This window comes from Nocardioides sp. URHA0020 (assembly GCF_000620705.1).
In the GTDB taxonomy this organism is placed as follows: Bacteria; Actinomycetota; Actinomycetes; order Propionibacteriales; family Nocardioidaceae; genus Nocardioides.
In genome coordinates this window covers 403,983-417,313 of record NZ_JIAR01000025.1, presented here as the reverse complement: position 1 = coordinate 417,313, position 13,331 = coordinate 403,983, and the positions used below count along the sequence as shown (strand labels likewise).

Annotated in this window: 10 protein-coding genes; 9 read left to right on the top strand and 1 reads right to left on the bottom strand. The window is 70.1% G+C overall.

Annotation, left to right across the window (positions count from 1 at the left end):
- Positions 1-218 precede the first annotated feature (218 nt).
- Positions 219-752 (bottom strand): DUF6318 family protein, encoded by a 534-nt coding sequence (locus N542_RS0102335; RefSeq protein ID WP_155992824.1) that lies wholly within the window; start codon positions 750-752, stop codon positions 219-221.
- A 173-nt stretch (positions 753-925) separates the two neighbouring features.
- On the opposite strand from N542_RS0102335, the gene ahcY reads away from it, so the two are divergent.
- The 9 genes from ahcY (at position 926) to secA (ending at position 13,259) form a co-directional block, all read left to right on the top strand.
- Entirely contained in the window at positions 926-2,356 is a 1,431-nt protein-coding gene (gene ahcY / locus N542_RS0102330; RefSeq protein ID WP_028642556.1) for an adenosylhomocysteinase, read from the top strand.
- 24 nt (positions 2,357-2,380) lie between these two features.
- Entirely contained in the window at positions 2,381-3,115 is a 735-nt protein-coding gene (mtrA, locus tag N542_RS0102325; RefSeq protein WP_269319756.1) for an MtrAB system response regulator MtrA, read from the top strand.
- 9 nt (positions 3,116-3,124) lie between these two features.
- Positions 3,125-4,756: an MtrAB system histidine kinase MtrB gene (mtrB, locus tag N542_RS0102320; RefSeq protein ID WP_028642554.1), complete on the top strand. Its 1,632-nt coding sequence runs from the start codon at positions 3,125-3,127 to the stop codon at positions 4,754-4,756.
- Positions 4,753-6,507 (top strand): LpqB family beta-propeller domain-containing protein, encoded by a 1,755-nt coding sequence (locus tag N542_RS0102315; protein WP_036505980.1) that lies wholly within the window; start codon positions 4,753-4,755, stop codon positions 6,505-6,507. Before mtrB ends, N542_RS0102315 begins: the two co-directional genes overlap by 4 nt.
- A 66-nt stretch (positions 6,508-6,573) precedes the next feature.
- Positions 6,574-7,329 (top strand): ComF family protein, encoded by a 756-nt coding sequence (locus N542_RS0102310; RefSeq protein WP_028642552.1) that lies wholly within the window; start codon positions 6,574-6,576, stop codon positions 7,327-7,329.
- Positions 7,330-7,705: 376 nt separating this feature from the next.
- Positions 7,706-8,335: a ribosome hibernation-promoting factor, HPF/YfiA family gene (gene hpf / locus N542_RS0102305; RefSeq protein ID WP_028642551.1), complete on the top strand. Its 630-nt coding sequence runs from the start codon at positions 7,706-7,708 to the stop codon at positions 8,333-8,335.
- A gap of 112 nt (positions 8,336-8,447) precedes the next feature.
- Positions 8,448-9,131 (top strand): response regulator, encoded by a 684-nt coding sequence (locus N542_RS0102300; RefSeq protein WP_028642550.1) that lies wholly within the window; start codon positions 8,448-8,450, stop codon positions 9,129-9,131.
- 38 nt (positions 9,132-9,169) lie between these two features.
- The gene (locus tag N542_RS0102295; RefSeq protein ID WP_028642549.1) at positions 9,170-10,375 is read left to right on the top strand and encodes a winged helix-turn-helix domain-containing protein; all 1,206 of its coding nucleotides are present in this window, start codon (positions 9,170-9,172) and stop codon (positions 10,373-10,375) included.
- A 49-nt stretch (positions 10,376-10,424) separates the two neighbouring features.
- Complete coding sequence (gene secA / locus N542_RS0102290) at positions 10,425-13,259, top strand: preprotein translocase subunit SecA (protein ID WP_028642548.1); 2,835 nt, start codon at positions 10,425-10,427, stop codon at positions 13,257-13,259.
- Positions 13,260-13,331: the final 72 nt, after the last annotated feature.

Sequence of the window (13,331 nt, the reverse complement as noted above, 5' to 3'; positions counted from 1 at the left end):
AGTTCGGACGCACGTTGCATCCCAATCTGAGTCTCGAGGAGGGGCGGTGCCGGTCTGCTTTCCTCCATGGGATGACCCGTCGCAACTCTTCTCAGCATGCACCTGCACGATGCCGTTCAGGCTCTGCCCGCTGCTGGACCAGGAGCACGCTGCCTGGGCTGGCCACACTGGTAGGAGCCCCGCTATAGAGGAAGCGGCAACAACAACGGCCACACGTCTCACGACAGAAATCCGATGAAAGAGATTGCCCAGTCATCGCCGTCCGCAACAAGCCGGAACTCCATGATGTGCTTGTCGGCTTCATACTTGACCGGCTGAGCCTGTGATGACTTCTTTGTGGAGCCGCCGTCCACCTCAACGCCCACATCGACCACGGTTCGCGATTCGGTCTGAGACCGGGCCTTGGCTGCGGCGACTGTCCATGCCCCGCCCTGGAAGCTGCCTCCGTCGGAGTACACCTGAGCGATCGGGTCGATGAACTGGTCGCAGGTCTTGCACGGGTCGTGGCTCAGTGCTTCGAGTCGAGAAGTGTCTCCAGTCCTGAGCGCGATGTTCTGCGCATCCACCCACGCACGCACGGTCTCCTCGGGACCCAGCGCGGCAGCGCTCGACGAGGCGGTCGAGGCAGAGGTCGGAGCCGTGGCCGACGGCGTCGGCCCGAACTTCGGCTGGGGCTCGTCGTCGGAGCACCCGGCGAGCAGGAGCACCGGGAGCAACGAGGAGAGGGCGAGGACCGCCCGAGCACGGCTCACGCCGCCGATCATTCCCCGTCGGCCGCGAGCGTGAAACAACCGCCCGGAGGCCTGTGGATAACCGCTCGCGAGAGCCCCGGGACGGAATGCGTCGAGGATTCTTCGGTTGGGTGTGACGCGTTCTAATCTCGAACTCGCAGGGAGTGTCCCGCCTTCAGATCCCAGGAGCAGCAATGGACTTCAAGGTCGCTGACCTCAGCTTGGCCGACTTCGGCCGCACCGAGATCGAGCTCGCCGAGCACGAGATGCCCGGCCTCATGGCAATGCGCGAGCGCTACGGCGCCGAGAAGCCGCTCGCCGGCGCTCGGATCGCGGGTTCGCTGCACATGACCATCCAGACCGCCGTGCTCATCGAGACGCTGGTCGCGCTCGGTGCCGAGGTGCGCTGGGCGTCGTGCAACATCTTCTCGACGCAGGACCACGCCGCGGCCGCGATCGCGGTCGGCCCCCACGGCACTCCGGAGGACCCGCAGGGCGTCCCCGTCTTCGCCTGGAAGGGCGAGACGCTGGAGGACTACTGGTGGTGCACCCAGCAGATCCTGAACTGGCCCGGTGACAGCTTCGCCAACATGATCCTCGACGACGGTGGCGACGCCACGATGCTGGTCCACCTCGGCGTCGACGCCGAGAAGTCGGGCCAGGCGCCCGACCCGGCCTCGGCCAAGAGCCATGAGCAGAAGATCGTCTTCGACGTGCTGAACGCGTCGCTCGCCGAGAGCAGCGACCGCTACACCAAGATCGCCGGCGAGCTCAAGGGCGTCACCGAGGAGACCACCACCGGTGTGCTCCGCCTCTACGACATGATGCGTGAGGGCTCGCTGCTCTTCCCGGCCATCAACGTCAACGACTCGGTCACCAAGTCCAAGTTCGACAACAAGTACGGCTGCCGCCACTCGCTGATCGACGGCATCAACCGCGCCACCGACGTCCTCATCGGCGGCAAGGTCGCGGTCGTGTGCGGGTACGGCGACGTCGGCAAGGGCTGCGCGGAGTCGCTGCGTGGCCAGGGTGCCCGCGTGATCGTCACCGAGATCGACCCGATCTGCGCGCTGCAGGCGGCGATGGACGGCTACCAGGTCTCCACCCTCGACGACGTGCTCGACGTCGCCGACATCATCATCACCGCGACCGGCAACAAGGACGTCGTCACGGTCGAGCAGATGTCCCAGATGAAGCACAACGCGATCCTGGGCAACATCGGCCACTTCGACAACGAGATCGACATGGCCGGCCTCGAGACCTTCGAGGGCGTCGTCCGCAAGAACGTCAAGCCGCAGGTCGACGTGTGGACGTTCCCGACGGGCAACGCGATCATCGTGCTCTCCGAGGGTCGCCTGATGAACCTCGGCAACGCGACCGGCCACCCGTCGTTCGTGATGTCGAACTCCTTCACCAACCAGGTGCTCGCGCAGATCGAGATCTTCACCAAGCCCGAGGCCTACCCGGTCGGCGTCTACGTCCTGCCGAAGCACCTCGACGAGGAGGTCGCCCGGCTGCACCTCGACTCCCTCGGTGTGAAGCTGACGACCCTGACCGACGTCCAGGCCCAGTACCTCGGCGTCGACGTCGCAGGCCCGTACAAGTCTGACCAGTACCGATACTGAGGGCTCGGGCGGCGGGCTGGCACTATGGAGAGCATGAGCGAGCCCGCCGGAGCACCCTCCGGTCTCCCGAGCGAGGCGTCCACCAAGGGACGGATCCTCGTGGTCGACGACGACGCGTCCCTCGCGGAGATGCTGACGATCGTGCTGCGTCAGGAGGGCTTCGAGAGCCGCATGGTGACGCGCGGCGACGACGCGATCGACGTCTTCCGCAGCTACCGCCCCGACCTGGTCCTGCTCGACCTGATGCTGCCCGGCAAGGACGGCATCGACGTGTGCAAGGAGATCCGCGCCGAGTCCGGCGTCCCGATCGTCATGCTCACGGCCAAGGGTGACACCGTCGACGTCGTCGTCGGGCTGGAGTCGGGCGCCGACGACTACGTGGTCAAGCCGTTCAAGCCCAAGGAGCTGGTCGCCCGGATCCGGGCGCGGATCCGCCGCTTCGACGAGCCCACCCAGGAGAACCTCACCATCGGCGACCTGGCGATCGACGTCGCCGGCCACGCCGTCGCGCGCGACGGCGTCCCGATCAGCCTGACACCGCTGGAGTTCGACCTGCTGGTCTGCCTGGCGCGCAAGCCCTGGCAGGTGTTCAGCCGCGAGGTCCTCCTCGAGCAGGTCTGGGGCTACCGGCACGCCGCGGACACCCGCCTGGTCAACGTGCACGTCCAGCGGCTGCGCTCCAAGGTCGAGCACGACCCCGAGAGCCCCGAGATCGTCGTCACCGTCCGCGGCGTCGGCTACAAGGCCGGGACGGCGTAAGGCTCACCCATGCTGCACTTGCGCCCCCGAGGGACGCACTGGCTGCCGAGGCCGGTACGCCGGGGACTGACCTTCTGGCGTCGGTCCATCCAGGCGCGCGTCGTCGCCAGCACGCTGCTGCTGTCCACGGTCGTGATCAGCGTGGTCGGGTGGTACCTGCTGCAGCAGATCCGCGACGGTCTCCTCGACCACCGGGTCCAGGCGGTCGTGGGGGAGGCCAACGACGAGACCGCCGAGGCACGCGTCCGGCTGGAGGCGGCCTCGCCCACCGACGCCGACGTGGCCAGCCAGCAGCGCGACCTGGCGGACCCGATCATCCAGCGCGGTGACACCCGTGGGTTCTCCGTGGTCCTGGCCGGTCCCACCGGTCCCGGAGGGCGGATCGCCGACGGTGGCACCAACTTCACCCGGGGGCTCGACACCAGCAGCGTCCCAGTCTCGCTCGAGGAGCACTTCGACAAGGAGGCCCCCAGCGCTTGGACCTACACGACCATCCGGACCACGGACGCCCAGGGCGTCACGAGCTCCTCGCCCGGCATCGTGGTGGGCTCCCAGGTGCTGCTGCCCGCCGACGCCCGGACGTACACGCTCTACTACCTCTTCCCGCTCGACGAGCAGGAGGAGACGATGGCGCTGGTCACCCGGGCGCTCGTCACGGCCGCCATCCTCCTCGTCCTGCTCGTGGCCGCCACGGTCTGGCTGGTGACGCGGCAGGTGGTCACGCCGATCCGGATGGCCCGCCAGGTCGCGGAGCGGCTCGCGGCCGGCCAGCTCCAGGAGCGCCTGCGCGTGTCCGGCGAGGACGACCTCGCGCGGCTCGCGACGTCGTTCAACCAGATGGCCAGCAACCTGCAGCGCCAGATCCGTCAGCTCGAGGAGCTCAGCCGGGTCCAGCGACGCTTCGTCTCCGACGTCTCCCACGAGCTGCGTACGCCGTTGACCACCGTGCGGATGGCCGGTGACGTGCTCCACGACGCGCGTGCCGACTTCGACCCGGCGACGGCCCGGGCCGCCGAGCTCCTGCAGATCGAGCTCGACCGCTTCGAGACGCTGCTGGCCGACCTGCTCGAGATCAGCCGGTTCGACGCCGGGGCGGCCGTGCTCGAGCTCGACGACATCAACCTGGTCGACGTCGCCCACCGCATCGTCGACGCCACCCGGCCCCTGGCCCGGCAGCGCAACGTCGAGGTCGTCGTCCAGTCGCCGGGCCACCCGTGCCTGGCCGAGGCCGACGTACGACGGGTGGAGCGGGTCGTCCGCAACCTGGTCGCCAACGCGATCGACCACACCGGCACCGACCGCACCGGCGGCGACATCGTCGTCCTCGTGGAGGGCGACGACCACGCGGCCGCGATCGCGGTCCGCGACTACGGCGTCGGCCTCGCCCCGGGCGAGGCGGCGATGGTGTTCAACCGGTTCTGGCGTGCCGACCCGGCGCGGGCCCGGACCAGCGGTGGCACCGGCCTGGGCTTGTCGATCTCGCTCGAGGACACCCACCTGCACGGGGGGTGGCTGCAGGCGTGGGGCCGGCCCGGCGAGGGCGCCCAGTTCCGGCTGACGCTGCCGCGTCGCGCCGGCGGCGTCCTGCGGCAGAGCCCGCTGCCGCTGGTCCCCACCGACGTGACGGAGCCGGTGCCGTGAGGCGCCCACGGCGGGTCCTCGCCACCGTGGCCGGAGCCCTGCTCGCCGGCCTGCTCTCCGGGTGCGTGTCCATGCCCGGCGCAGGCCCCGTCGTCGAGACCCACTCGGGCGGCGGAGCCTCGGGCGACCAGGGCACCTACATCGACCCCAAGCCGCCGCAGACCGGCGACACCCGGGCCGACATCGTGCGGGGCTTCCTGAACGCGATGACGGCGACGCCGATCCAGACCAACACGGCGCGCGAGTTCCTCACCGACGACGCCGCAGCGACCTGGACCCCCGAGGACGAGACCATCACGTACGGCGGCTCCCCGCGCGTCGACGAGAGCGCCGCCGGGGTGTCGGCGACGCTCATCGACCCGGACCGCCTGGACGCCCAGGGCGCCTGGCAAGGTGCCGTGCCCGCGTCGCAGCGCACGATCAGCTTCCCGATGGCCTTCGAGAAGGGCGAGTGGCGCATCGACCAGGCGCCGGACGCGCTGATCGTGCCGGAGGCCTGGTTCTCGCGACGCTTCCAGCAGGTCTCGCTCTACTTCTTCGACCCGACGGCCGGCACGCTCGCACCCGAGCCGGTCTACGTGCCCGGCGGCAAGCAGCTGGCCAGCACCCTCACCCAGGCGCTGCTGCTCGGGCCCGGCCCGGGCCTGGACCGGGTGGTGAAGAGCTACCTGCCGCCGGGTCTGACCGTGAACCTGTCGGTGCCGATCTCCCGGGACGGCGTCGCCGACATCGGGCTCAAGGGCGATGCCGGCCAGCTCAGCCCCGAGGTGACCGAGCTGATGATGGCCCAGCTGGCCTGGACGCTGCGGCAGGACGTCCGGATCACGGCCCTGCGCGTCTCCGTCAACGGCGACCCGGTCCCGCTGCCGGGTGGCGCGACGGCGTACCGCGTGGACGGCGGTGCCGAGTTCGACCCGGCCGGCTTCCAGGCCAGCCCGCTGCTCTACGGGCTGCGGGACGGGCTGCTGGCGTCCGGCACCGGTAGCACGCTCGAGGCCGTGAGCGGCCCCCTCGGCCGGACCGCGCTCGGGCTGCGCAGCGTCGGCATCAGCCTGACCGCCACCGAGGCCGCCGGCGTCACCACCGACGGCACCGGGGTGGTCGCGGGACCGGTGAGCGGACGCGACGACTCGAAGGCTCGGTCCGTGGTGTCCGGCGCCCAGGACCTGCTGCCCCCGGCGTGGGACTTCGCCGACCGGATGTGGCTGGTCGACCGGACCTCGACCGGCGCCCGGGTGTCCTGGGTCAGCGGCGACCGCCAGCACGCGCTCGACGTCCCCGGCATCTCCGGGCTGCGGGTGCGCAGCTTCCTGATCTCGCGCGACGGCACCCGGCTGGTCGCGGTCGTACGCCGACCGACCGGTGACGAGATCGTGGTCAGTCGGGTCGCGCACAGCCGCAACGGGCGGGTCCTCTTCGCCACGCCGGCCCGCTCGATCTCCGACGCTCCCGACAGCGACCTGCCGGTGCGCGCCATCGCGTGGCGCAACCCGACGAGCCTCGCCATCCTCAGCCCGTTCACCGGCACGGAGTCCCTTGTCCAGCTCCGGGCCGCGTCGATCGACGGCTCGCCGGCGGTCGAGGGCATCTCGACCACGGTGGAGGGCGGACTGAGCGCGCTCGCCGGCTCCCCGGTGACGGACGAGGCGCTCTACGGGCTGAGCCGTCGCACCCTGGTCAACCTGTCGGCCGCCAACCGTCGAGTGATCCCGCTCGCGGAGGGCACCACCGGCGTCACGTACGTCGGCTGAGCCCCTCGTCCACAGGCGGCCGGCGCCCTGCTTGAGCCGGGGCGGCGCCGGTGGTGGCATCGTCGGGTGCTGCGAGACACCTGGGGCGAGCTCGTCGACGCCGCTGCGGACCTCCTCCTCGGGGGGTGCTGCGCCGGCTGCCTGCGCCCGGGCCGGGTGCTCTGCCCGACCTGCGCCCGCGAGCTGCCGACCGGGGGCCGCCCGGCGTGGCCGGACCCGGTGCCCGCCGGGCTGGTGCCGCCCTGGGCGGCGGCCGAGTACGACGGGGTGGTGCGCGCCCTGGTGATCGGGCACAAGGAGCGCCGGCTCCTCGGGCTGCGCGGACCGCTCGCCGGGCTGCTCCACCAGGCGGTCCGGGCCGCGCTCGCCTCCTCGGAGGCCGGCCCCGTCGTCCTGGTCCCGGTGCCGTCGCGGCCGGGGGTCGTCCGCGCACGGGGGCACGACCCGATGGGCCGGGTGACGGCACGCACCGCGCGCCTGCTGCGGCACGACGGGTACGACGTCACGGCGATGCAGCTGCTCCGCTGCCGGCCGGGCGCGGTGGACCAGGCCGGACTGGGTGCGAGCGCGCGTGCGGCGAACCTCGCCGGCTCGATGCACTGCCCGACCGAGCTGCTGCGCAGGCTGGCGGCTCGGCGTACGCACGCCCGGATCGTCGTCTGCGACGACGTCGTGACCACCGGGGCCACCCTGCGCGAGACCCAGCGGGCCCTGGAGGCGGTCGGGCTGGAGGTGGCCGCGGTCGCGGCGGTCGCCGCGACACGCCGCCGGAGGCCGACCGGAGGGGCCCGGGGCCTTTCGTCCTCCGACCCGACGGACTAACGTCTCATCATGGAGTCCGTCCGGGTCCGTGGTTGCGTCGTCCAGGCGCCTCGGTCTGACCGGGCGCCCGTTCGGCTAGCCGATGCCAGTCGCAGGCGAAACGGTCCACGTAAGACGCTCTGCTCCGCACTGCGGAGTGGACGTCGATCACGGTGCGGCTTAGTGGTAAGTCCTGCCTCGGCCCCGTCGTCAGATGCGACGGCGGTCGGGAGAAGGTCAGTAGTGGCAGAGAAGCTGCGAGAGCCTCAGCAGGCGATTGTGGGGTCGAAGACCAGGTCGGCCGGACGGGCTCCACTCTCCGGCGTGCCCCTGAGCGGGCACGTCCGGGGTTGACCGCCAAACACCGAGAAGCAAGCTGTGCAATCGGGAGGTTCACATGGAAGTTGTGGTCACGGGTCGACACATCGAGCTGTCAGATCGATTCCGAAGTCACGTCGAGGAGAAGCTGACGCGGCTGGAGAAGCACGACCATCGGATAATCCGGGTGAACGTCGAGGTGGAGAAGGAACGCAACCCGCGCCAGGCCGACCGCGCCGTACGGGTGCAGCTGACGGCGCTCTCCAAGGGGCCCGTCATCCGGGCCGAGGCCTGTGCGGTCGACAAGATGGCCGCACTCGACCTGGCCCTCGACAAGATGGCCTCCCAGATGCGCCGCGCCTCCGACCGCCGTCGCGTCCACCACGGCCGGCACGCCCCCGTGTCGGTGGGGCAGGCGCTGGCCAACGGCACCCCCGCGACCACGACCGAGACGGTGGACGACGACGTCGTCACCATCGACCGTCAGGTGGGACCCATCTCGGTCACGGGTGACGGCCCGCTCGTCGTGCGCGAGAAGACGCACGCGGCGGATCCGATGACGCTCGACCAGGCGCTCTACGAGATGGAGCTGGTCGGCCACGACTTCTACCTGTTCGTGGACAAGGAGAGCGAGCGGCCGGCGGTGGTCTACCGACGCCGTGGCTACGACTACGGGGTGATCTCGCTCGACCTCGAGAGCAGCCTCTGAGGCCTCGCGAGGCCCGTGCGTACGACGGGGTGGTCCGGACGGGCCACCCCGTCGTCGTGTCGGATCACCCGGATGTGGGCGAAAGGGGGCCCAGTCGTGCCATGATGCCCCGGTGTCCGAGCTGACGACCGAACCGGGTCGCGAACCGATCCGAGTGCTCGTGGTCGACGACCAGGAGCTCTTCCGCCGCGGGCTGACGATGCTGCTGGGCGTCGAGCCCGGTGTCGAGGTCGTCGGCGAGGCCGGTGACGGCATCGAGGGCACCGCCCTCGCCGAGCGCACCGCGCCCGACGTCGTGCTCCTCGACATCCGGATGCCCAAGCGCTCCGGCATCGAGGCCTGCCTGGCGATCAAGGAGGCCGTGCCGACCGCCAAGATCGTGATGCTCACCGTCTCCGACGAGGAGGCCGACCTCTACGAGGCGGTCAAGAGCGGCGCGGCCGGCTACCTGCTGAAGGACTCCTCCATCGAGGAGGTCGCCCAGGCGGTCCGGGTCGTCGCCGACGGCCAGTCGTTGATCAGCCCGTCGATGGCGGTCAAGCTGATCGACGAGTTCAAGCAGATGTCGCGCCCTGAGCGTGACCACGCCTCCGGCCTGCGCCTGACCGACCGCGAGCTGGAGGTGCTCCGGCTGGTCGCCAAGGGCATGAACAACCGCGAGATCGCCAAGGAGCTCTTCATCAGCGACAACACGGTGAAGAACCACGTGCGCAACATCCTCGAGAAGCTGCAGCTGCACTCCCGGATGGAAGCCGTGATGTACGCCGTGAAGGAGAAGCTCCTCGACCTTCCCTGAGGGGAGGCGCTGTCCGGACGTTCCTCTAGCCTCGCTCCATGGAGTCGATGAGCGTCCGCCAGGCCCGGCGTACGGCGCTCGCCGCGCAGGGCTTCCTGGACAAGCCGCACACCGAGCCCACGATGCGCACCTTCCAGCGCACGCTGGAGCGCACCGGTGTCCTGCAGGTCGACTCGGTCAACGTCCTGCAGCGCGCGCACTTCATGCCGCTCTACTCGCGGATGGGGCCGTACGACGTCGGGCTGCTGCAGCGGGCCGCCGAGCGGCGACCGCGTCGCGTGGTGGAGTACTGGGCCCACGTGCAGGCCTTCATGCCGGTGGAGCTGTGGCCGGTGATGCAGCACCGGATGGACGACTACCGCGCCAAGCGCGGCAAGTGGGGCTTCGTCGCCGAGACCCCCGACAGCGTCGCGCTGGAGGCCAACCTGCTCGCCGAGATCGCCGACCGCGGCGCCTCGACGGCCCGTGACCTCGACGAGGGGCTGCCCCGGTCCAAGGACCAGTGGGGCTGGAACTGGTCGGAGACCCGCCGCATGCTCGACTACCTCTACACGTCCGGGCAGGTCGCCATCGCGGGCCGCAACAGCCAGTTCGAGATCCGCTACGACCTGCCGGAGCGGGTCATCCCCGCTGACGTGCTCGCGCGGCCGACCCCGACGCGCGCCGAGGCGGGCCTCGAGCTGGTGCGCCGGGCCGCGCGCTCCCACGGCGTCGCCACGGTGCAGGACCTGCGTGACTACTACCGGATGCCGGTCGACGACACCGCGGCCGCCGTCGCGACCCTGGTCGAGGACGGCGAGCTGGTGCCCGTCTCGGTGGCCGGGTGGCGCCGGCCCGCCTACCTGCACCGCGACGCGCGGCTGCCCCGACGCGTCGCGGCCCGGGCCCTGCTCAGCCCCTTCGACCCGGTCGTGTGGGAGCGGGCGCGCACCGAGGCCCTCTTCGACTTCCACTACCGGATCGAGATCTACGTGCCCGCCGAGCAGCGCGTGCACGGCTACTACGTGCTGCCGTTCCTGCTCGGCGACCGGATCGTCGCCCGGGTCGACCTCAAGGCCGACCGGAGGGCGGGCGTGCTCCTGGTCCAGGGCTCGTACGCCGAGCCGGACGCCCCGGAGGAGACCGCCGAGGAGCTGTCGGCCGAGCTGGGGCGCCTCGCCGGCTGGCTCGGACTCGACGCGATCCGGATCGAGCCTCGCGGCGACCTGGCTCCTGCGCTACGGACCCTGGGCTCCGCTGGGTAGAGTGGCGCCGCTCAGCGATTTTCGCGACCTCAGGGAAGTTGGACCACACGTGCCTGCCATTCTCGACAGAATCCTCCGTATCGGCGAAGGCAAGATCCTGCGCCAGCTCGAGGCTGTCACCGCGGCTGTCAACGCCATCGAGGATGACTTCGTCGCCATGAGCGACGACGAGCTGCGCGGCATGACCGCCGAGTTCAAGGAGCGGCTGGCCAACGGGGAGTCGCTCGACGACATCATGCCCGAGGCCTTCGCGACCGCCCGGGAGGCCTCGCGCCGGATCCTGGGCATGCGCCCGTTCGACGTCCAGGTCACCGGCGGTGCGGCGTTGCACATGGGCAACATCGCCGAGATGAAGACCGGTGAGGGCAAGACGCTGGTGGCCGTGCTGCCGTCGTACCTCAACGCGCTCTCCGGCAACGGCGTCCACGTGGTCACCGTCAACGACTACCTGGCCAAGTACCAGTCGGACATGATGGGCCGCGTCCACAACTTCCTCGGTCTGACCGTCGGCGTGATCCTCCCGGAGATGCGTCCCGACGAGCGCCGCGAGGCCTACAACTGCGACATCACGTACGCCACCAACAACGAGCTGGGCTTCGACTACCTGCGCGACAACATGGCCGGCTCCATCGAGGAGTGCGTGCAGCGCAGCCACTCCTTCGCGATCGTCGACGAGGTCGACTCGATCCTCATCGACGAGGCGCGCACCCCGCTGATCATCAGCGGCCCGACGCAGGACGACGTGCAGTGGTACGCCGAGTTCGCCAACGTCGCGCGCAAGCTGGAGAAGGACGTCGACTACGAGGTCGACGAGAAGAAGCGCACGATCTCGGTGCTCGAGCCCGGCATCACCAAGGTGGAGGACCACCTGGGCATCGAGAACCTCTACGACTCCGTCAACACGCCGCTGATCTCCTTCATGCACAACTCGATCAAGGCCAAGGAGCTCTTCCGCAACGACAAGGAGTACGTCGTCATGGAGGGCGAGGTGCTCATCGTCGACGAGCACACCGGCCGCATGCTCGCGGGTCGCCGCTACAACGACGGGCTGCACCAGGCGATCGAGGCCAAGGAGGGCGTGGAGGTCCGCGAGGAGTACCAGACGCTCGCGACGATCACCCTGCAGAACTTCTTCCGCCTCTACGACAAGCTCTCCGGCATGACCGGCACGGCCATGACCGAGGCCTCGGAGTTCGACAAGATCTACAACCTCGGCGTGGTCCAGATCCCGACCAACAAGCCGATGGCGCGCGAGGACGCGGCCGACCTGGTCTACCGCACAGAGGAGGCCAAGTACGACGCCGTCGTCGACGACATCGCGGAGCGGCACGAGAAGGGCCAGCCGGTGCTGGTCGGCACGGTGTCCGTCGAGAAGTCCGAGCACCTCTCCGACAAGCTCCGCAGGCGCGGGATCCCGCACTCCGTGCTCAACGCCAAGGTGCACGCCGACGAGGCCAAGATCGTGGCGATGGCCGGCCACAAGGGAGCGGTCACGGTCGCGACCAACATGGCCGGTCGAGGCACCGACATCATGCTCGGTGGCTCCGTGGAGTTCCTCGCCGACCAGGAGCTGCGCAAGCAGGGCCTCGAGCCCACCGGCGAGACCTCGGAGGAGTACGACGCCGCCTGGCCGACCATGGTCGAGCGGATCAAGGAGCAGGTCGCGGCGGAGCACGACGACGTGCGCGACGCGGGCGGCCTCTACGTGGTCGGCACCGAGCGCCACGAGTCGCGCCGCATCGACAACCAGCTGCGTGGTCGGTCCGGTCGTCAGGGCGACCCGGGTGAGTCCCGGTTCTACCTGTCGCTCGAGGACGAGCTGATGCGCCTCTTCAAGTCCGAGTGGGTCGACCGGGTCCTCACCGTCCTGAAGATCCCGGACGACGTCCCGATCGAGAACAAGCGGGTCACCGGCGCGATCGCCAACGCCCAGGGGCAGGTCGAGTCGCAGAACTTCGAGTCGCGCAAGAACGTGCTGAAGTACGACGACGTCATGGACCGCCAGCGCAAGGTGATCTACGCCGAGCGCCGGGAGGTCCTCGAGGGCAAGGACCTCGAGGAGCAGATCCGCGGCTTCCTCGACGACACCGTCGTGGGCTACGTCAACGGGGCCACGGCCGAGTTCGCCGAGGAGTGGGACCTGGATGCGCTGTGGACCGCGCTGCGCCAGATCTACCCGGTCACCGTCGACCAGGACAAGCTGGTCGAGGAGGCCGGTGGCAAGGAGGGCCTCGACCGCGAGGAGCTCATCGAGACCCTCAAGGCCGACGCCAACGCGGCGTACGACCTCCGCGAGGCGGAGGTCGGGGCCGAGGTGATGCGCGAGCTCGAGCGGCGCGTCGTGCTGTCCGTGCTCGACCGCAAGTGGCGTGACCACCTCTACGAGATGGACTACCTGCGCGAGGGCATCTACCTGCGGGCCTACTCGCAGCGCGACCCGCTGGTCGAGTACCAGCGCGAGGGCTTCGAGATGTTCACCGCGATGATGGACAGCATCAAGGAGGAGTCGGTCGGCTTCCTCTTCAACCTCGACGTCCAGATCGAGGTCGAGGACGAGGACGCCGACGACAGCATCGACGTCGAGCTCGACGTCCCGGAGGTCATCGAGCCGATGGCTCGGGCGCTGCCGTCGGGGGACCAGCCCAGCGGTCAGCCGGTCATCCGGGCCAAGGGGCTCGAGCGACCCGCCACGCCGCAGGGGGGGCTGTCCTACTCCGCCCCGAGCGAGGACGGCGAGGTCGCGGTCAAGACCGAGGCGCCGGTCGAGGACGAGTTCGCCAAGGTCGGCCGCAACGACAAGTGCCCCTGTGGCTCGGGCAAGAAGTACAAGCAGTGCCACGGCGCTCCCGGCGGTCCGACGGGCCTGACCGCGCGCATCAGCTGAGCCCGGCCGGGACGAGCTCCCGACCGGCACGACGTACGGCGGTGACCCCGGTGGCCACCGCCGTACGTCGTC